This window comes from Acinetobacter sp. MF4640 (genome assembly GCF_002018895.1).
GTDB lineage: Bacteria > Pseudomonadota > Gammaproteobacteria > Pseudomonadales > Moraxellaceae > Acinetobacter > Acinetobacter johnsonii.
Genome location: NZ_MVOM01000038.1, coordinates 19,050 through 39,917 on the forward strand (window position 1 = coordinate 19,050; position 20,868 = coordinate 39,917).

General features: G+C 41.4%; 19 protein-coding genes. 11 read left to right on the forward strand and 8 right to left on the reverse strand.

The window, feature by feature from the left end:
- Positions 1-15 precede the first annotated feature (15 nt).
- The 3 genes from gatB to gatC are packed head-to-tail and all read right to left on the reverse strand — an operon-like array spanning position 16 to position 3,337.
- The gene (gene gatB / locus MF4640_RS12935) at positions 16-1,491 is read right to left on the reverse strand and encodes an Asp-tRNA(Asn)/Glu-tRNA(Gln) amidotransferase subunit GatB (protein WP_078389850.1); all 1,476 of its coding nucleotides are present in this window, start codon (positions 1,489-1,491) and stop codon (positions 16-18) included.
- Positions 1,491-2,969 carry an Asp-tRNA(Asn)/Glu-tRNA(Gln) amidotransferase subunit GatA gene (gene gatA, locus MF4640_RS12940; protein WP_078389851.1) on the reverse strand — a complete coding sequence of 493 codons (1,479 nt, stop codon included), beginning with the start codon at positions 2,967-2,969 and terminating at the stop codon, positions 1,491-1,493. The genes gatB and gatA overlap by 1 nt, the downstream gene beginning before the upstream one ends.
- A 53-nt stretch (positions 2,970-3,022) precedes the next feature.
- Positions 3,023-3,337 (reverse strand): Asp-tRNA(Asn)/Glu-tRNA(Gln) amidotransferase subunit GatC, encoded by a 315-nt coding sequence (gene gatC / locus MF4640_RS12945; protein WP_062034404.1) that lies wholly within the window; start codon positions 3,335-3,337, stop codon positions 3,023-3,025.
- 133 nt (positions 3,338-3,470) lie between these two features.
- Here gatC and MF4640_RS12950 point away from each other — a divergent pair, with 133 nt between their 5' ends.
- From MF4640_RS12950 to MF4640_RS19465, 6 genes are all read left to right on the forward strand, one after another.
- Positions 3,471-4,517, forward strand: a complete 1,047-nt coding sequence (locus tag MF4640_RS12950) for a rod shape-determining protein (protein ID WP_004694670.1) — start codon at positions 3,471-3,473, stop codon at positions 4,515-4,517.
- A 15-nt stretch (positions 4,518-4,532) separates the two neighbouring features.
- A complete protein-coding gene (gene mreC, locus MF4640_RS12955; RefSeq protein ID WP_004694667.1) occupies positions 4,533-5,390 on the forward strand; it encodes a rod shape-determining protein MreC in 858 nt (285 codons plus the stop codon).
- A complete protein-coding gene (mreD, locus tag MF4640_RS12960; RefSeq protein WP_078389852.1) occupies positions 5,377-5,868 on the forward strand; it encodes a rod shape-determining protein MreD in 492 nt (163 codons plus the stop codon). The genes mreC and mreD overlap by 14 nt, the downstream gene beginning before the upstream one ends.
- Positions 5,856-6,422, forward strand: a complete 567-nt coding sequence (locus MF4640_RS12965; protein WP_010326167.1) for a Maf family nucleotide pyrophosphatase — start codon at positions 5,856-5,858, stop codon at positions 6,420-6,422. The genes mreD and MF4640_RS12965 overlap by 13 nt, the downstream gene beginning before the upstream one ends.
- 38 nt (positions 6,423-6,460) lie before the next feature.
- Complete coding sequence (rng, locus tag MF4640_RS12970; protein WP_078389853.1) at positions 6,461-7,915, forward strand: ribonuclease G; 1,455 nt, start codon at positions 6,461-6,463, stop codon at positions 7,913-7,915.
- 131 nt (positions 7,916-8,046) lie between these two features.
- Positions 8,047-8,220 (forward strand): PA1571 family protein, encoded by a 174-nt coding sequence (locus tag MF4640_RS19465; protein WP_086208603.1) that lies wholly within the window; start codon positions 8,047-8,049, stop codon positions 8,218-8,220.
- Between the two features lie 63 nt (positions 8,221-8,283).
- Here MF4640_RS19465 and MF4640_RS12975 read toward each other — a convergent pair whose 3' ends face one another.
- Positions 8,284-9,663 (reverse strand): WS/DGAT/MGAT family O-acyltransferase, encoded by a 1,380-nt coding sequence (locus MF4640_RS12975; protein WP_078389854.1) that lies wholly within the window; start codon positions 9,661-9,663, stop codon positions 8,284-8,286.
- Positions 9,664-9,824: 161 nt separating this feature from the next.
- Positions 9,825-10,559 (reverse strand): phosphoadenylyl-sulfate reductase, encoded by a 735-nt coding sequence (locus tag MF4640_RS12980; RefSeq protein ID WP_078389855.1) that lies wholly within the window; start codon positions 10,557-10,559, stop codon positions 9,825-9,827.
- 202 nt (positions 10,560-10,761) lie between these two features.
- On the opposite strand from MF4640_RS12980, the gene thrH reads away from it, so the two are divergent.
- Positions 10,762-11,379, forward strand: coding sequence for a bifunctional phosphoserine phosphatase/homoserine phosphotransferase ThrH (thrH, locus tag MF4640_RS12985; protein WP_078389856.1), 618 nt, complete (start codon positions 10,762-10,764; stop codon positions 11,377-11,379).
- A 79-nt stretch (positions 11,380-11,458) separates the two neighbouring features.
- Here thrH and MF4640_RS12990 read toward each other — a convergent pair whose 3' ends face one another.
- Both MF4640_RS12990 and MF4640_RS12995 read right to left on the reverse strand, forming a co-directional pair.
- On the reverse strand, positions 11,459-12,676 hold the full coding sequence (locus MF4640_RS12990; RefSeq protein ID WP_078389857.1) for an OmpP1/FadL family transporter: 1,218 nt from the start codon (positions 12,674-12,676) through the stop codon (positions 11,459-11,461).
- Between the two features lie 332 nt (positions 12,677-13,008).
- Positions 13,009-14,382, reverse strand: a complete 1,374-nt coding sequence (locus MF4640_RS12995) for an OmpP1/FadL family transporter (protein WP_078389858.1) — start codon at positions 14,380-14,382, stop codon at positions 13,009-13,011.
- Between the two features lie 707 nt (positions 14,383-15,089).
- Between MF4640_RS12995 and MF4640_RS19730 the strand changes: the two genes are divergently transcribed.
- Positions 15,090-15,575: a hypothetical protein gene (locus MF4640_RS19730; RefSeq protein ID WP_227518662.1), complete on the forward strand. Its 486-nt coding sequence runs from the start codon at positions 15,090-15,092 to the stop codon at positions 15,573-15,575.
- Positions 15,576-15,604: 29 nt separating this feature from the next.
- Positions 15,605-15,913 (forward strand): hypothetical protein, encoded by a 309-nt coding sequence (locus MF4640_RS19735; RefSeq protein ID WP_227518663.1) that lies wholly within the window; start codon positions 15,605-15,607, stop codon positions 15,911-15,913.
- 101 nt (positions 15,914-16,014) lie between these two features.
- Here MF4640_RS19735 and MF4640_RS13005 read toward each other — a convergent pair whose 3' ends face one another.
- Entirely contained in the window at positions 16,015-17,034 is a 1,020-nt protein-coding gene (locus tag MF4640_RS13005; protein ID WP_078389859.1) for an AraC family transcriptional regulator, read from the reverse strand.
- Between the two features lie 153 nt (positions 17,035-17,187).
- Here MF4640_RS13005 and MF4640_RS13010 point away from each other — a divergent pair, with 153 nt between their 5' ends.
- Positions 17,188-18,633, forward strand: a complete 1,446-nt coding sequence (locus tag MF4640_RS13010) for a coniferyl aldehyde dehydrogenase (protein ID WP_078389860.1) — start codon at positions 17,188-17,190, stop codon at positions 18,631-18,633.
- Positions 18,634-18,747: 114 nt separating this feature from the next.
- The gene (locus MF4640_RS13015) at positions 18,748-20,466 is read left to right on the forward strand and encodes a GMC oxidoreductase (protein WP_078389861.1); all 1,719 of its coding nucleotides are present in this window, start codon (positions 18,748-18,750) and stop codon (positions 20,464-20,466) included.
- Positions 20,467-20,868 lie beyond the last annotated feature (402 nt).

A 20,868-nucleotide genomic window follows, 5' to 3' on the forward strand; every position in this document is an offset into this window, starting at 1 on the left:
CAAAACTAATCAGCCTTAACCAATCAACTTCTTCATCAATTCATTCACTTGAGCAGGGTTAGCTTTACCCTTAGACGCTTTCATCACTTGACCAACAAGACCGTTAAAGGCTTTCTCTTTACCAGATTTAAACTCTTCAACCATCTTCTCGTTAGCAGCAAGCACGTCTTTAATAATCGCTTCAATCGCACCTGTATCAGTTTCCTGCTTCAAGCCTTTTTCCGCAATAATTTCGTCCGCAGTTTTGCCTTCATCCCACATAAAGCCGAATACTTGCTTGGCAATCTTGCCGCTAATGGTGTTATCTACAATACGCGCAACCATGCCACCCAGTTTTTCAGCCGAAACAGGGGAGTCTGCGAGTTCTAAGCCCGCTTTGTTTAAAGCACCAGAGAATTCGCCCATCACCCAGTTTGCAGACACTTTACCTTGAGCCGCGCCACCAGCAGCAGCCACAACCACTTCATAAAAGTCTGACATTTCACGGGTCAGTGTCAACACATGTGCATCGTACTCAGTAACACCAAAGTCCGCTACGAAACGCTCACGACGTGCCGCAGGAAGCTCAGGCAATGCAGCACGAGCTGTTTCAATTTGCGCGTCTGAAATAATCACAGGCAACAAGTCAGGGTCTGGGAAGTAGCGATAGTCGTTCGCTTCTTCTTTCGAACGCATTGAACGTGTTTCCATCTTCACAGGATCGAATAGACGCGTTTCTTGGTCAATCGTGCCATCCCATTCCAAAATTTCCATTTGGCGTTCAATTTCAACATTGATCGCTTGTTCAATGAAACGGAATGAGTTGAGGTTTTTCAACTCGCAACGTGTACCGAACGGTTGACCCGGACGACGTAACGACACGTTACAGTCTGCACGGAATGAACCTTCTGCCATGTTACCGTCAGAAATACCCAACCAACGCACTAAAGTGTGAATCGATTTGATATAAGCCACCGCTTCTTCAACCGAACGCATATCAGGTTCAGACACGATTTCAAGCAAAGGTGTACCTGCACGGTTTAAGTCGATGCCTGACATCCCTTCAAACTGGTCATGGATCGATTTACCTGCATCTTCCTCAAGGTGGGCACGCGTTACGCCAATGCGCTTTACCGTACCATCTTCAAGTTGAATGTCGATATGACCCAAGCCCACAATCGGGTTATCCATCTGGCTGATTTGGTAGCCTTTTGGAGAGTCAGGGTAGAAGTAGTTTTTACGTGCAAACACAGACGCTTGGTCAATGTACGCATCAATACCCAAACCAAAGCGAATGGCTAAATCGACCACTTCTTTGTTTAATACAGGTAGTACACCCGGCATTGCCAAGTCAACGAGGCTGGCTTGGGTGTTTGGGTCTTGACCAAATTCAGTCGAAGAACCTGAGAAGATTTTAGATTGGGTCGCAAGCTGAGTGTGAATCTCGATCCCAATAACGACTTCCCAACCATCAATCAATAATGATTTTGGTTTAGCAGCATTTTTAGCCATTATGCATTCTCCTCAGCAATTGCCGCACGTTTCGTATGCCAATCCGTCGCTTGTTGGTACTGATGTACCACAGACAACAGTTGAGATTCTGACCAATAGTTACCAATCAGCTGTAAGCCCACAGGTAAGTTGTCTTTGTCAAAACCAACAGGTGCATTAATCGCAGGAAGTCCCGCAAGGTTGACCGCGATGGTGTAAATGTCGCCCAAGTACATTTCAACTGGAGACAAGTTCGCGCCAATTTTATAAGCCGTGGTTGGTGCAGCAGGTGCAGCAATCACATCAACGGATTCAAATGTTTTTAAGAAGTCTTGTTGAATCAGACGACGGACTTTTTGTGCTTTGACATAGTAAGCATCGTAGTAACCCGCAGACAACGCATACGTACCAATCAAGATACGACGTTGCACTTCTGCACCAAAACCTTCAGAACGTGAACGTTTGTATAAGTCCATCAGGTCAACTGGGTTCTCAGCACGGTAGCCATAACGTACGCCATCGTAACGAGACAAGTTTGATGACGCTTCAGCAGGCGCAATCAAGTAATAGGTTGGAACATAAGCTTCAGTCATGTTGAGGTCAATCTCAACCAAGGTCGCACCCATCTCTTCCAATTTTTTCAATGATTCTTCAACACGTGCTTTCACATCTGCGTCTAAACCAGCGACATTGAAGTATTGTTTCGGAATACCAATGCGTAGACCTTGAATCGCTGTGCCGTTTAGGTTCGCCACATAGTCATCAACGTCTTTTTCAACGGATGTTGAGTCTTTCGCGTCATGACCTGCCATCACATTCATGAGGTAGGCACAGTCTTCTGCCGAACGCGCCATTGGCCCGCCTTGATCCAGTGATGATGCATACGCAATCATCCCGAAGCGTGACACACGGCCATAACTTGGTTTAAGACCCGTTAAGCCACAGAACGATGCTGGTTGGCGAATTGAACCACCTGTGTCAGTACCTGTGGCAAATGGAGCTAGATCTGCTGCAACCGCTGCCGCAGAACCACCTGAAGAACCACCTGGTACATGACCTAAGTTCCAAGGGTTTGCTGTAGCACCGTAGAATGAATTTTCAGAGGTTGAACCCATTGCAAATTCGTCCATGTTCACTTTACCTAAAGTGACTAGACCAGCGGCTTTGCCTTTCGCTACAACGGTGGCGTCGTAAGGAGAGATAAAGTTATCCAACATTTTTGAGCCCGCAGTGGTTTTAATGCCTTGGGTACAAAAAATGTCTTTGTGTGCAATCGGCACACCTGTCAATGCAGTTGCTGTGCCTGCTTTAATTGCAGCATCGGCAGCATCGGCTTGTGCAAGCGCTTGTTCTGCAGTCACGGTTACATAAGATTTAACTTGTGTATCCAGTTTTGCAATGCGCTTTAAATAATGTTCAGTCAGTTCGCGAGATGAAAATTTAGCCCCAGCTAAACCCTCAGAGAGTTCACGAATCGATAAGCGATGTAAATCTGTCATGAGAAATGTCTTTACGTTAATTTTTACAAAATAATGGTTTAACTGAATAGAAATTATTCAATCACGCGAGGAACTAGGTACAAACCGTCTTGCACTTGCGGTGCAATGGCTTGATATTCATCACGATGATTGGTTTCTGAAACCACATCTTCACGTAAGGGTTGTGGGTGATCAAATGGGCTTTTAAGCGGTTCAACACCATTGGTGTCGATGCCTTTTAAGGTTTCCATCATGCCTAAAATTTTATTTAGACTTTGAGCATATTCAGCAGATTGCGTATCATCTAGCGACAATCGAGCAAGATTGGCGATTGCTGAAACTGTTTGTGCATTTAAATCTGCAGAATGCTGTGCATCCGATGTAGACATAACATCACCTGAGTCAGTATTAAAAAATTTCAAAATATCGTGCGTTATAATAAGCGATTGACTTGTTCAAATCATCACATTTAGTTAAAGTTGCCACCTTGCGTCCACATAAAGTTTAATCGAGAACGTCTCCGTGATTCTAAAAAGACTAATTGGCTTGTTTTCGCCCGATCTAGCCATTGATTTAGGTACAGCAAATACACTTATTTATGCACCAGGACGAGGCATTATATTAAATGAACCGACAGTTGTGGCAATTCGTCACAGTGGTTCACAAAAAATCGTTGCCGCGGTAGGTCTTGATGCAAAGCAAATGCTGGGCCGTACACCTGCAAATATCTCTGCCATTCGTCCAATGAAGGATGGTGTGATTGCCGATTTTGAAGTGACTGAAACCATGCTGAACCAATTTATTGGTAAAGTACATGAAAAACGTCTGTTCCCACCTGCACCTCGTGTTGTGGTGTGTGTGCCTTGCAAATCAACTTTGGTTGAGCGTCGTGCTATTCGTGAAGCTGTATTTAATGCAGGCGCGCGTGATGTTCGTTTGATTGAAGAACCAATGGCTGCTGCAATTGGTGCAGGTATGCCAGTTGAACAAGCATGCGGCTCTATGGTGGTCGATGTTGGTGGTGGTACAACTGAAATTGCGATCATTTCGCTTCAAGGTTGTGTCTATGCTGACTCACTACGTATTGGTGGTGATGTATTTGATGAACAAATCATTAACTACGTACGTAAAGCACATGGTTGCGTGATTGGTGAAACCACCGCTGAAATTATCAAGAAAGAAGTGGGTATGGCGTTACCAGAAGCCGATGCCAAAGCACTTGAAATTGAAGTTCGCGGCCGTAACCTTGCTGAAGGTGTGCCACGTGCGATCACTGTGACTTCGGACGAAATCACGCAAGCGATTTCTGATCCATTACAGAGTATTGTTTCAGCTGTGAAATCTGCACTTGAGCAAACGCCTCCTGAGTTGTCTTCAGACATCGCTGAGCGCGGTATCGTGTTGACAGGTGGTGGTGCATTACTGCGTAACCTCGATAAACTTCTTGCACAAGAAACAGGCTTACCTGTGGTGGTTGCAGAAGATCCTCTAACTTGCGTCACTCGTGGTGGTGGTAAAGTTTTAGAATTCTTCGATAATCCAAATCACGACATGTTATTTGTAGGCTAATAAAGGAATCGGCGGGTGCAAACAAATCTGTTTTCCAGACAACCGCCATCTTTTCGCTCATTTATCATTGCAGTGATCACATGTTTGGTCGTGCTGTTTTTTAACTGGCGCATGCCGCATGTGATTCAACCTGCAAGAGATGTCTTGTACGCCGCTTATAATCCAATTTATGCCGTAGCAAGTTATCCCGTGTTATCGCGAGAGTGGCTGAATCAACAAACCAAGTCTGAAGCTCAATTGCGCCGTGAAAATACCGCGATGCAAGCCGAGTTATTGCAGGCGCAGGTGCGTTTACAAAAATTATCTGAATTATCTGCGGAAAATACGCGTTTACGTGGTCTGTTAGATACCCCGTTGATCATTGATGGTCGTATGGAGATTGCAGAAGTCATTGGGACAGATGCCGATCCACTACGTCATATTATTGTGGTAAACCGTGGTGCTAACAGTCAGTTAAAGGTCGGGCAAACCGTGCTCGATGACAAAGGTATTATGGGACAGATTATTAATGTCTATCCGCATAGTAGTCGCGTCATGTTGCTTTCAGATAAAGAACATTCTCTTTCGGTTCGCTTAGAGCGATCTGGAATGCGTGCCATTGTTTCAGGGACTGGAGATTTGGGTCATTTGAAAATGGAATACGTGCCGACCAGTGCTGAAATCAAAGTGGGTGAAAAAGTGTATAGCTCTGGTTTAGGTGAGCATTTTCCAGCAGGTTATCTGGTGGGCACCATTTCAAAAATCAGTCGTCATAATTCAGGCGAGTTTGCTCAAATTGATGTTGTTCCTGCTGCACAGTTAGCGGGTGGGCATCATGTCGTTGTGTTATTTTCCGATTCTTTAGCGATGGAGCAACCACATGCCGATCGCTAAACTTCGTGCTGCTAAACAGCGCGATCCCTTATTTCCGATCATTTTTTCAGTGATCATTGCTTCAGTGTTGATGGTCTATCCCTTATCTTATGCGATCTCTGGTTGGCGTCCACTGTTTATGATGATGGTGATGCTGTTTTGGGTGCTGTGCCAGCCGACATGGAGCGGGATTTGGTTTGCCTTTGCAGTTGGGATTTTCACCGATTTACTACTTGATGCACCTTTGGGTTTAAATGCGCTTAGTTTTGTTCTGATTACTTTTGTGTCCCGTTTTTTAACGCGTGAACGTCGGATTATGACCTTTGCCAATATTTGGGTCATCACCACCTTGGCAGTGGTCGCGCATCTGTTTATTACCTGGATCGCACAAATTATGATTGGGGCACAGTTTTCCCTTGCACGTCATTGGCAACCACTGTTGAGTAGTGTGCTGACTTTCCCGATGGTCTATTTCATGTTGAAGAAATGGCGCGTTTAATTTTAGCATCCAGTTCGCCCCGTCGCCGCGAGCTGCTTGAGCAGCTCGGTCTTGTCTTTGATATCTATAGTCCAGATATTGATGAATCTGTACAAGTAGGCGAGCCAGTAGCTCATTATGTGGAGCGATTGGCATGCGCCAAAGCAGAGGCTGTACAACTTCAATATCCTGATGCAATTGTGATAGCTGCGGATACCAGTTTAGGGGTCGACCAAGAGATATTAGGCAAACCTGAATCTAAGCAGCATGCATTTGAAATGTGGGGAAAAATTTCTGGGCGCAAGCATGATGTATATACTGCGGTTTGTGTTCGTACAAATACGCAAATTTCAAGTATAGTAGTTCGTACTGAAGTCGAATTTCAGCATTTGAGCCCGAATGATATGGAAGCATATTGGGCTACATCTGAACCCATTGGCAAGGCGGGAGCCTATGCTATACAAGGCATTGCAGCACGTTATATTCCACGCATAGAGGGAAGCTATAGCAATGTTGTAGGGCTACCGTTGCATGAAACGGTACAGTTATTACAGGCAGTTAAGGCACTAAATTAACTGTCTCAAAAGATTTTTTATAATGTTTTGAGTTTGTTATGTCTGACGAGTTATTAATTAACGTCACGCCTATGGAATGTCGCGTCGCGTTAATTGAAAACGGCACGGTCAATGAATTATTTATTGAGCGTACGGTGAAACGTGGTTTAGTGGGCAATATTTATAAAGGTAAAGTGGTGCGTGTTCTTCCGGGAATGCAGGCTGCGTTTGTCGATATTGGACTGTCACGAACTGCTTTTTTACATATAAATGATATGGTTTGGTCACGTAATCAACCCACACCCAATGTTTTTGAGCTCTTACAGCCGGGACAAATTCTTACCGTTCAAGTCATGAAAGATATGCTGGGCACCAAAGGGGCTCGGCTTTCAACTGATCTTTCCATTCCTTCGCGCTATTTAGTGATGATGCCTTATGGCAATCATACCGGTGTGTCTCAACGCATTGAGTCTGAAGCTGAACGTGATCGTTTACGTTCGATGATTGAGCGTATTCAAGCAGAACATAAACTTCCGGGTTCAGTGATTGTTCGTACAGCCGCTGATGGGATTGCGGAAGCTGCTATTGCGCAAGACATGGCTTATTTGACAAAACTTTGGGAATTTATTCAGCGCAAGCAAATCAGTATTGCAGTGCCGTCGTTAATTTTTGAAGAACTGCCTTTACCCCAACGCATTATTCGCGATCTTGCGAGTGAAAAGACCGCTAAAATTTCAGTCGACTCGCGTGAAATACATGGCAAGCTCCAAGAGTTCGTAGAAGAATTTGTCCCGAATATCAAAGAACGTCTCATTCACTATCCGGGTGAGCGCCCAATTTTTGACTTGTATAATGTCGAAGAAGACATTCAAAGAGCTCTACAGACGCGTGTTGCGTTGAAGTCTGGCGGTTATTTGATGATAGACCAGACTGAAGCTATGACGACTATCGATGTCAATACAGGGTCATATGTGGGTGGCCGCTCTTTAGAAGATACTGTGTTTAAAACCAATATGGAAGCGACACAGGTCATTGCGCGCCAGCTGAGACTACGCAATTTAGGCGGTATTATTATTATCGACTTTATTGACATGCAAGAGCAGGAGCATCGAACTGAGGTCATGACTCAGTTTGAACGGATGCTTGAGCAAGACCATGCGAAAACCAAAATTACGCAGGTTTCTGAGCTTGGTTTGGTCGAAATGACACGTAAAAGAACGCGTGAATCATTAGAGCACTTATTATGTGAATCTTGCCCGACCTGTCAGGGACGAGGTTATGTGAAAACAGCAGAGTCGGTATGTTACGAAATCTTTCGAGAAATCATGCGTTATACACGTGCCTATCAGTCTCAGACTGGCTTTACTGTTGTTGCGCATCCATCCGTGATTGACCGCTTGTTAACCGCAGAAGCACCAGCAGTCGCGGATTTGGAGCATTTTATTGGCCGGGTGATTAAATTTCAGGTTGAAAATTTATATACGCAAGAGCAATACGATATCATTCTGAGCTGAAATTGTAACAATATATGGTTAAATAGTTGTTACAACTGAAATTTTACTTTCGACCGTAGATTTTGAATACTAGGAACACGGAAATAGCCAAAGCTTATTATCCCAAATAGGTTTAGCAAATGAGGTGTGATATGGGTGTTAGAGAAGCAATTATTCAACCTAGTTTGAAACATTTATTGGATACGAAAGTGACGCATAATGCATATATTTTGGACGAGCAGGGTAAAGAAGTACAAATTACAACTGCCATGATTCGTACTGCATGTCATCAATTATTAAAACAATGTCGTAGCATTAAAAACTAAGGGGCTTATCGAAGCCCCTTAGTTTTATTGATTATTCTTGTGTTTCTGATTCGTTTTGCGGCATCAACTGACCGCTTGCAACTTTGGGTCTTCGACCCCCACAATCGCTTCAAAGCGTTGAATCTCTTCTTCTAAGTGTGTGAGTAGATTCTGCATCTTCGGCAGCGCATTTCGACAAGCCGTCAAACCAACTTCAAGTTTATCTAAATAACTGGTCATGGTGATGTTGAGTGCCTGACCATCTAAAATGATTGAGGCAGGGTATAGCGCATCGAGTCGTGCCCCGTTCCAATACAATGGTTCACGTGGGCCAGGAACATTCGAAATTACCAGATTAAATGCTTGGCGCTTAGGCAGTAAGCCTGAGGCAATGTTGAGACCAGCCGCGCTATAAACAAACGCACTATAGTTTAGAATTTGGTTTGAGTTCATGCGTTTGAACTTTTCTTTGGCATTTTGCACACTACGACGAACAATTGCGAGGCGCTCTAGTGGATCTTCTTTATGCGTGCCTAAATTTGCCAGAATCATGGTGATACGATTCGACATAGACGAATCATCATCGCGAACAGAGGCAGGTACCATGGCAATTAAAGGCTTTTTAGGAAGTGCGTCTTGGGACAATAAATATTCACGCAAGGCACCTGAACAAATCGCCAGTACGATGTCATTAATCGTGACACCCAAACTTTTAGAAATATGACGTAAACGGTCAAACTCAAAAGACTGTGCTGCAAAACGGCGGGAGGAGCTAACCCGCTGGTTCAGAATAGAGCTGGGTGCTTGGAAGCTTGAAACATAATCAGGATTACGTCCCATATCTTTCATGACGGTTTGTGACAATTCATACATGACACGTGGTGTTGACCCAAGCTGGCCCATTACGCCATTCATTATTTTCTTAAAGCGGCTAACATTCGGTTCTTTTAAACGCTTCGCACGAGGGCCTTCAACACACCAAGGTGGCACAATACTCTTTGCGTTTAGATCTTGTGATAATGATTTTTCCACCAAACGCATACCCGCAATACCATCCACCATCGCATGGTGAATTTTGAAGTACATCGCAAAACGATTCCCTTCAATCCCTTCAATAATATGACAGGTCCATAACGGTTTAGCACGGTCAATTAAACTACTGTGTTCTTGTGAAATATAGGTGAGCAGTTCAAGAATACGCCCCGGTTGTGGGAGTGCGATATGACGAAAATGGTGATCAAGATCAAACTCTTCATCTTCATCCCAAAATAAACCGTTGAGTTTGTTGTTAAATGGAGGAATAGGAATGGATTTGGAGTTACGAATATCTGCAACTAAATTTTGAATGAAGCTGGCAGGTGCATTTTCAGGAATTTGGAATAAGAATAATCCACCGACATGCATGGGTTGCTGGCGTTTTTCAAGTGATAAAAAAATAAAGTCAATCGGATGTAATGGACGCATAGTCTGGATTGCCTCACTGCAATATCTGACCGCTCCTATATGAGCAATCTTGTTAGAATTATAGAACTTAAAGCTAGTATATCGATTTTTTTTAACAATGGGAGCGCTTTGTGTGTATCCATTGGTTGCGAAAAACCACTGCTTTGCAGTGGTTTTAGTCTTTACTTTTTCAAATTACCTGCATGCAGGCCACATTCTTTGTGTGTCGCTTCCTCCCACCACCAACGTCCTTCACGTTCATGTTGGTTTGGTAACACTGGACGCGTACATGGTTCACAACCAATAGAAATAAAACCGCGCTCATGCAATGGATTATAAGGCACTTCCATCATGCGGATGTAACTCCAAACGTCGGCACTGGACCAGTTGGCAAGAGGATTGTATTTAATCAACTGTTTGCCTTCGCCCGAAAACCCCACATCTGCCTGAACAACTGGAATCTCAGTTCGTGTGCCTGGACTTTGGTCTTTACGTTGACCCGTAATCCAACCATCTAAAGTCGCTAATTTTTTACGTAAAGGCTGAACTTTACGGATACCACAACACTCTTTATGATCATCTTGATAAAAGCTGAATAAACCTTTTTCATTGACTAGTTTTTGAACGGTGTCTGCTTCTGGGAAGCAGATTTCAATATTAATGTTGTAGTGTTTACGCACAGTCTCGATAAATTGATAGGTTTCTGCATGTAAACGTCCCGTGTCTAAGCTAAAGACGCGAAAAGGTTTACCTAAGTTAGCAGCCATATCAATAAGTACGACATCTTCTGCACCTGAAAACGATATGGCAATTTCACCCGTTTGATTCAGTGCAAGTGCTAAAATTTCACTTGGCGATTTATTTGCATATTCGGCTGCGAGAGCATCAACAAGATCAATAGTTGGAATGGTTGTCATGAGTATCCTGGCAATAGGCTTGGAATCTAACAAGACCTATATTACGTTATTTGCAGCGTATTTTAATAGAGTTGAAATCAGCCACTTATCACTAAAAAATAAATGCTTATGAAAAAAATAGATTTAAAAAACAGCAATGCATTAGACAAATATTAAGCTATGATAGTTCAAAATTTTTCCACGTAAATAAAAGGGAGTATTCATGGAAGTTGTTTGTCTTGATCTAGAAGGGGTGTTAGTTCCAGAGATTTGGATTAACTTTGCTAAAAAAACAGGCATTAAAGCGCTTGAAGCAACCACACGTGATATTCCTGATTATGATGTGCTCATGACGCAGCGTTTGAATATATTAAAAGAACATGGTCTAGGTTTAAATGATATTCAAGAAGTTATTGCAGATATGGGGCCTTTCCCGGGTGCAAAAGAGTTTGTGAAATGGGTCAGTACGCATTTTCAATTGATTATCCTTTCAGATACATTTTATGAGTTTGCTCATCCATTGATGAAACAGTTGGATTGGCCAACTATTTTTTGTCATAAATTAGAAACTGATGAAAAAGGTATGATTGCAGCGTACAAACTTCGCCAACCCGATCAGAAACGTCAAGCTGTTAAAGCATTGCATGGTTTGAACTTCCGCGTGATTGCTGCGGGTGATTCATATAATGATACGACCATGCTGGGTGAGGCTGATCATGGTTTCTTATTTGATGCACCTGAAAACGTGATTGCTGAATTTCCACAATTTCCAGCTATACATGGTTATGAAGCATTAAAAGAAGCCATTCGTAATGCTTCAGTTCGTGATATTCCGGCTTAAAATAAACAAGCCATATCTATGAAAACAAAAAGGCGCATCTCAATAGATGCGCCTTTTTTATTGAGTATGATGCTATGGTTTAGAATTTATAACCGATATTTAAACCATAAGCGATCGCATCATTGTTGGTGAATTTTCCAGCATTTGAGTGAGCGCCTGTTACAGCATCAGCATCGCCTAACCAGAAGTACTTCACGCCAGCACCAATGAAGTAGTTTTCTGCTGGAGAAAAACGAACACCTGTACCCACACTCCAAAAACCTTCTGTTGGGCCAAGTGTTGTCACAGGGTTACCAGCACCAGAATCCCAACCTACTGATACATTGCCGCCCCAACGTTCGTTAAATTTGCGGCCTACACCAACGGTTGCAGAAATTTGATCTTCTTTATAGTCAATGAGGTTAAAGCCATTTGGTTTGTTAGGAACAAGGTTATTTTGTCCTAAATACTGAGATAATTTACCAAATTGATAAGGTTGCACTTTAAATTTCGACCAATCGACCCAGCGTACATTTGCAAAAGCAACAGTATTGGCCATAATACCTGTTTGGAAATCAATATTGATAGATTGTGGGGTTGTAAGTTTAGTTTCCGAATTAGTACTAGTAATCGTAGAAATTAAAGGGGTTAGTGGATGTTGGGGAATAGTTGTTGAGCCAAAATTCTCATAAGCATTCATTTTATGCTCGATTTCAGCACGGTAAGTTACCGATGCTTTAAGCGCAATTTCTGGAATTTGATATGCAACACCTGCTAACCAACCTACTGACTCATCTTCGCCAGTTCTAAAGTCGTAACCATTGAATACGCTATAAGTTGTACCACGAAGTAAAACTGTACCATCTACAGTTTGGTATACCGCACCTGCATATAGGTTCCAGTTTTCGTTCGGTTGATATCCAAAAAGTAAATTCAAGTTCTGAGTATCGACAGTAACAGATGTCCCACCATGAAACGGAGCAGAGCTATTTTCAACAAAGTTACTATTCCCAGAGTATTCTGCGTCTGCACCGAAAGGTTGATCGTAAATAAGGCCAACAGAGAAATGCTCCGTGGCTTGAATTTTTAGAGCAGCGTGAGGGAAGTAGTAGTCACTTGCCATGTCACCCGTTTGGTTGCCACTTGTATCTTTTCCTTTTACTTCAGGGTCAAGGACAGAAATCCCAGCTTCAAAATAATTGCCGGGTTGAAGAAACGCAGCAATAGATTGTCCTGAACGATCAAGTCCAGCGGCAAATGTTGCTGTCGTCGGAATTAAACTAAGTAAAATTGCTGAATGAATCGCTGTAAGCTTCATGAATTCTTTTCCTTGAGCCGCTTAATCGTTATTTAAAAGTTACGGGAAAATAACATAAATAAAAAAAGAGTAAATGCTCAGCTCTGATTGGGAAATGAACTGTGTAATTCAAAAAATAAACTTGAATAGAGTAAAAGTACTAATAGTTATTTAGTATGTAAATGATTTATAAGTAAAAAATAGAGTAATCATTTTAAAAAATGAAAGTAATATAAGTGGTTCTTTTTGATTAAATTTAAAACATATAGAAAGCTAAGTTTAAAAAACAATAGGCATAATGTAAAAAGACCATAGCAAACTATGGTCTTTTTTTAAATATTGAATGGCTTAAATTAGAATTTGTAACCCATTTTTAGGCCGTATGCGATAGCATTGTTATCATTAAAAGTACCAGCCGCTGAATGTGCTCCTGTTTGAGCATCAGCATCGCCTAACCAGAAATATTTTACACCGCCAGCGATAAAAGTTTGTGGTGTTGGACTGAATTGAGCACCTAAACCAAGGTTCCAGTAACCTTCAGTTGGACCTAAGGTTGTGACAGGATTGCCTGCACCAGTATCATAGCCAACAGAGATATTACCAGCCCATTTATCATTAAGCTTACGACCAACCCCTGTGGTTACTGACCATTGATCATCTGAGTAATCAACTAGATTAAAGCCATTAGGTTTATTTAATGCAGGAAGCATTTGACCGGCAAGTTTGGATAATGCGCCAAATTGTGTTGGTTGAATTGCAAAATCTTTCCAATTTACCCAGCGGATATTAGCAAACGCAACAGTATTTTCCATGATACCAGTTTGCAAATCTAGATTTACAGATTGTGGTGTTGTAATGGTGGTTTTACCATCAGCATTTTTTATTGCATCAATTTGAGCTTGGCTGATGGCGCCAGAGCCAACAAGCAAAGCTCCCATTGAATTAATAAGAGGCATGTTTTCTTTAACATCTACATCATGGTCAATTTCAGAACGATAAGTTAAAGATGCTTTTAATGCAATTTCAGGGATTTGATATGCGATACCTGCTAACCAGCCTGCATCGCCAGTTTCTTTGATGTTTGCATCATATCCATTGTATAGACTATAAGCTGAACCGCGTAAAGAAACATTGCCTTTAATAGTTTGGTAAACAGCTCCGCCATAAAGATTCCAATTTTCAGTTGGCTGGAAACCAAAAATTAAATTTATATTTTGTGTGTCGACTTCTACTGAGGTATTGCCAGAAATTGGAGTACCTAATGCAATAGCTAGAGGAGCTCCAGTAACGGGATGCTTAATTACAGGTGTCCCGTTTGGAAGAGTACCATTTGGAGTGCCAGTCACAACAGGTAAACCGCCTGTTAGTGCTGTTCCAGGTAATACACCATCAGAATTGCTGGCAACAAAGTTATTTTTACCAGTGTACTCAGCATCTGCGCCAAATGGCTGATCGTACAGTAAGCCGAATGATAAATTCTCATTGAGTTGCAGTTTTAATGCAGCATGAGGAAAATAATAATCTCCAGCCATATCGCCTGTGGCATTGCCAGAAGTATCTTTACCAGATACATCTGGATCTAATACAGAAATGCCTGTTTCAAAATAGTTACCTGGTTGCAAGAATGCAGAGATTGACTGACCTGAACGATCTAGAGCAGCGGCAAATGCCCCCGTCATTGGTACAGTTGCTAAAATCATTGCTGTCGTTAATGTCTTTAATTTCATTCTACGTCTTTCCTTGAGGTGCAAATGCAAATGTTTGTTGCTCATTTTGTGTTTATGTTTTTTGGCTTTTGGAGAAGTCGGTTAACCGAAATCATTTGTTACTCCGTGTCACAAAAATAGCACAATTAAAATAAGAGTAAATGCTCTAGATATAACTAATCAGTTCAAAAAGTAATCACAATAGAGTTTTTATACTAATAAAACACATTTTTATAACTTAAGTTAATGAAAAATATAAATATATAATTTGAAATATAAATTTTATTTTTTGGTTAAATTTTAATCAATTGAGCTTATAGATAAACCATTTTTGTGATGCTGATCACTTGTTTCATTACTGTATTTATAATACAAAATTATATTTTGTAGATCATTTATTGATTATTTTTATTTAGAAGATCGAGTTATTGTTTTTTACATGATTAATATGGTCTACAACAGCAATGATAATTGTTGCGGTTATATTGCGTTGTGTTATAAAAAACATATAGATTTGAATCAAATGTTAAGAACAAAAATCTTTAGTTTTAAATATAGATGAATGAAGATAGGTGGTCATTAAGCGGTGTAATCAGCACTTAATCTTGGCTTAAATTAAGCTGTAGTTTTTTATACCGTTAAAAGCATAATTTATTAAAAAAGTTAGAGTTTTAGTTCGCTATCGCTCTACTGTGAACCATAAATGATTAGAAGGATGCGATAAGTACATGAATAATTTTTCTTTCAATCCTAGAGCAATAAAAGGCTTACTTCTTCTTAGCATTTTGGGAGGATTAGGAGCTTCTCAGGCTTATGCGGATGATGGCGCTGATTTGGCCCAACAGTTATCAAACCCTGTAGCGAACTTGGTCAGTGTGCCATTCCAATTAAATTATGATGAAAACATTGGTGCGGCTGAGAATATAGAACGTTACCAACTCAATATTCAGCCCGTCATTCCGATTGAATTAAATGAAAATTGGAATCTGATCTCTCGTACTGTATTACCTGTAAATTATCAAATTTATAATGAAGGTAGTCGTGATGACGATTGGGGTGTGGGTGACATTGTACAAAGCTTATTCTTTTCTCCCTCAAAAACATCGGATAGTGGGATTACATGGGGCGTAGGTCCTACCTATCTATTTCCTACCGCTTCTGAAAAGGCCTTGGGTGCGGATCAATATGGTGCGGGCCCAACCTTTGTCGTTTGAAGCAAAGTCACGGTTAGACATTTGGGGCATTGGCAAACCATATTTGGGGAATAGAGCATGAAGATGATGTTGAGGCGATCAGTAGTACCTTTGTGCAACCTTTTATTAGTTACACTTATCCAAGTAGCACAACGGTGGCGTTGAATACTGAAACGACATATGACTGGAATAAAGAAGAAGCCACAATTCCTGTCAATTTGACTGTGACCAAAGTGATCCGTTTGAATGGTCAGGCGATTAGTGTGGGCGGTGGTGCTCGATATTGGGTTGATGATACTGACGGCAGCCCGAAAGGTTGGGGGGCACGTTTGATTGCATCCTTTGTTTTCCCAAAATAATCAATTGAGTCTGTATTGATTAGAGTGACATTCAATGGATTTAAACTATATGCTTGAATCCTTTGGGCACTTTTGATTTAACGAAGTAGCAAAACCAGAAGTCATACAATATGGCTTCGACTTTTGTCTCTTAACTCGGTTGGAGGAACGCCAAACCAGCTTTTAAAGTTGCGACTGAAAATAGATAATTCTGCATAGCCCAACTGTAGAGCAATATCCGTCAAATTCACATTGCCTGCATCAAGCATACGTAGTGCTTCTTTTTTTCGGACATTTTCGAGTATATCTCGATAGGTTGTTCCTTGTATTTTTAAAGCGCGCTGAAGCTTTTTCGGATGCATGCCCATACATAGCGCGATATTTTCAATGCTGCAGTCTCCTGTCGCCGTTAGCATGCGGACTGAACTCTCTATCAGTGCGGTATTGTCTTCAGTTTTGGTGCTGCTTTGTGTTTCAAGCTGCTGTACGATCAGTTGATTGATGGCATCTTCATTAAAATTATAGGGTTTATAACTTAAAAAGCTTGCGGGAAAATAAAGCGCATCCTCATCGGTTTCAAACTCTACCTGACATGAAAAATGTGCTTGGAAAGTTTGAGCACTTTTTTGTGGTGCTTTTTGCTTGAAGCAAATTTTTTCTGCATGCCACTGTGGGCCAATCAAATCTTTGAGAATATTCGCGACAAGGCAAATGGCCAGTTGTGATTTTTGTGGTACATCGGTGTTGTATTCACTTAATCGAACAAAGTTCAGCTTACAGAGCAGAGCATTATGTTGCGAGACGTGGAAGACAATGCCTTCAGCATGTAAATAGACATATTTTTGCGCCACGCTTAAGGCTTCAAGTATGCTCGTTTGTCGGGACATGTAGACGCCAATCAAACCGATTGTGCTAATATTTTGGAGTGCGCCGAGTTTTAAACCGAAGCAGTCATCCTGACAGGCTAAGGCCGCTTTTTCCAATAAATTTAAATAATGATCATAATGAATAAATGAATCTGGATCGCGGAGTAAAGCAGGTAAAATCCCGATCTCTTTCAAGATTTCTATAGGGTTCACGCCATAACTGCGGACTAAGTCTTCAAAACCACCGAGGCTGGCTGCACGAATATAACTTCCCATTACAACATTCCGTGTTGTCCTAAAAGATCAATTTAGTGTCCTAAAAAGTTAAGCATAATTCAAGTCATTTGTTAAAGTAGGATAAGAGATTATCTCAACCAACATAGAAAAGAAGTATTGAATCACCATTTTTAGCCGTGAAAGGAAAAGCATATGCAACTTACGGTTCAGCCTCATATCGAGCAAACAGTGATAGAACAGACATTACACGATTGTTTTCAATTGCAGCGCAAAAGCTTTCATCAACAAGGCATTGAAACAATTGCACAACGCAAGCAACATTTACTGAATTTAAAAGCACTGATTAACGATCACCGTGAAGCAATTATTGAAGCCCTGAATCGTGATTATGGCAATCGTTCACGTCATGAAACCTTACTGGCAGAAATTATTACGGTCACAGATGATATTAACGGCAGCATCAAACACTTGAAACAGTGGACTAAAGTACAAAAAAGACATGTCGATCATAGCTTGTATTTTGGTGCGAAGAACCGCGTAATTCCTCAGCCACTGGGGGTGATTGGAATTATTGTGCCGTGGAATTTTCCCATCAATTTGATGTTTTCACAGTTGTCGGCCGTGTTTGCTGCGGGAAATACGGCTATGGTTAAAATGTCTGAAAATTCAAGACATTTGGCTGAATTGCTGATTGAGTTAAGCCCCAAATATTTTAAAGCGGAAAAATTACAGATTTTCGATGAGACTGGTGAAGTGGGCATCACTTTTTCAAAACTGCCGTTTGATCACTTGATGTTTACTGGCTCTGGTGCGACAGGGCGTAAAGTCATGGCTGCTGCAGCACAAAACTTAACCCCTGTGACTCTGGAACTGGGTGGTAAATCTCCTGCGGTGATTGACCCTGAATACCCTATTGAGAAAGCTGTAGAACGCATTATGTTTGTGAAACAGTTTAATGCGGGACAAATTTGTACCAATGTCGATTATTTATTTGTACATGAGTCGAGGTTACAAGCGTTTATTCAAGCGGCATCAGTTTGGGTGCAGGAACATGTGCCTGATATTCATAGCAAAGATTATACTTCTGTGATTGATGAGCGTGCATTTCAACGCTTAGTGCATAGCTTGGCAGATGCTGAAGCCAAAGGGGCAAGTTTGATTAATTTAAATCAGCAAGAGCCTGATGCTGCGACACGAAAATTTCCACTGACTTTGGTCTTGAACAGTAATGATGAGATGGAAATTGATACGCGTGAAACCTTTGGCCCGATCTTGATGGTCAAAACCTACCAAAAGCCTGAAGATGTGGTTGACTATATTGTTCAGCGTGATCGTCCATTGGCCTTTTATCCATTTAGCAATAACAAAAGCTTAGTCGAATTTTATATCAGCAGAGTTATGTCGGGCGGGGTTTCGGTCAATGATGCCTTATTTCATGTCGGGCAGCATGACTTACCATTTGGTGGAGTCGGTGCCAGCGGGATGGGGCACTATCATGGCTATGAAGGCTTTTTGACTTTTTCCAAAATGCGTCCTGTGTTTTATCAGGCGGGTTTTTCAAGCTTGAAGTTTCTCGCGCCGCCTTACGGAAAATTTGCCAATTGGCTGTTGAATTTATTGATACGCATCAAATCATAAGTGCCTAAATTTTAAAACCTCAACATCACTTTTCACTTCAATATGGATATCCTGAGGTGAAGGGATTGGTGTATTTAAAAACAGAAAAATAAAACTATTAAAGGAGTTAATAGGATGAAGAATAAAGATTTTGATTATGATCAAATCGTGATCGGCTCAGGCTTTGGTGGATCGGTCAGTGCTTTACGCCTCAGTGAAAAAGGCTATAAAGTCCTGATTTTGGAGAAAGGATTACGCCGTGAAGACAAGGATTTTCCAACTACAAATTTAGACACCAAAAACTATTTGTGGTGGCCTGAACTGGGATTCAGAGGTACGATGCAATTTACTTTCACCAGTAAAACCACCATTTTGCATGGGGTAGGCGTTGGTGGGGGGTCACAAATTTATGCCAATGTACACTTAATTCCACCTGATGCTGTTTTTGAGTCTGAGGCGTGGACCAAGATTCGTAAAGACTGGAAAGAAACCTTAAAGCCGTTTTATGGTCTCGCTCAACGTATGTTGGGTACAGCGAATAATACTTATACCAATATTGCAGATGACACGTTAAAAGAAGTTGCGAGTGAAATTGGATATGCAAATTCATTTAAAACGGTGAATACGGGGGTCTTCTTTTCGCAAGTAGCTGGTCAAGAAGGACAATTAGCGAAAGATCCGTATTTCAATGGAGATGGACCAGATCGTAACTCCTGTATTTATTGTGGCAGCTGTATGTTGGGCTGTCGTAATAATGCCAAAAATACCCTCATGAAAAATTACCTGTATTTTGCTGAGCGTAATGGCGTTGAAATTCGTCCAAGTTCAGAAGTGGTGAAAATTAAACCACTGAATGAAGATGGTAGCGCAGGTTACGAAGTAATAGTCAAAGAAACCCTTGGGAAACAAGTTCGTCAGTATAGTTTGCACAGTCGTGGGGTAGTGTTATCTGCGGGGGTGATGGGTACGGTACCGATGTTGTTAAAAATGCGTGATCAGCATAAGACTTTACCCAATATTTCTTCATTGCTAGGACAGGAGGTTCGGACGAATTCGGAAACCCTGACCACAGTAAACAACACAGGAAAAAAACTGGATGATGGGGTAGCAATCAGCTCTTTTATTTCGGTCGATGCAGATACCAATATCGAGGTCACACGTTTCCCTGAAGGTGCAGATGCTTCATGGATTTATATTCCATATGTGCCGATGGTGACTGGTCAGGGCTTTATGCGCTTTATGAAGTTTGTTTTTAATACACTGTTGCATCCCTTAAAAACCTTTAAAGTACTGCGTTATAAGGGTAAAGCCAAAGACTCTATTATTTTATTGGTGATGCAAAAGTCTGAAGCATTCATTCATTTTGAATGGCGTAGAAAGTGGTATCGACTGTTCAAAAATAGTATCACTGCTGTGCAAAAAGAAGGGGACACGCCACTCACCGTTTCATTCCCTGCGGCTGAAGAAGCCACTAAAATGATTGCACAAAAGTTAGGTGGAGAACCTGGTTCTGCACTTACTGAAATTCTACTGGGAACGCCAACGACAGCACATATTATGAGTGGTGTCGCGATGGGCAATGACAAGTCGAATGGCGTTGTGGACTTCACTGGTCAAGTCTTTGGTTATCAAAATTTACGCGTATTAGATGGTTCGATTGTACCTGGGAATTTAGGTGTGAATCCCTCACTAACCATTACCGCACTGTCTGAATTTGCGATGAGTCAAATCCCAGTGTTCTCCGCAGAGCGGGCAGCAAAGATTCAGCGTATTGAATTTAGTCAGCCTTTGGAGGGACAGGTGTCTGACTTGAAGGGTACTGGTGATTTAGCCAGTGCATTAAGCAATGCTTAAAAAAGTGGATATGGTTTGGGCTGGTGATGGTGATGGTGTCTAATACGGCAAATTAGACAGCCCAAGCAATACAATCTTGAGATCATTATCCCTCTAACGCTGTATGACAGTGTTAGAGGGCGTTGCTGATTTGATGGGCTATAATTCAGAAATTCCTAAGCTAAGAAGAGAGCAAAAAGCAGTCTTACCTTTTTACCGATTAATTGGGGGACATTACTGAGTCTATCCGTAAACCCAAAAGCCATCGTTTATTTTTTCTTGTTATAAAATATGACTAGGGTGTGTTGACACTTTTAGCTTAAAAAAATAGCGAAGTAGTAAAATCAAATCGCCAAACCCAATTTTACTATTCGCTATGCCTCGTACCATGCTGACAGATCAACACTGGCAAAAGTTGAAAGT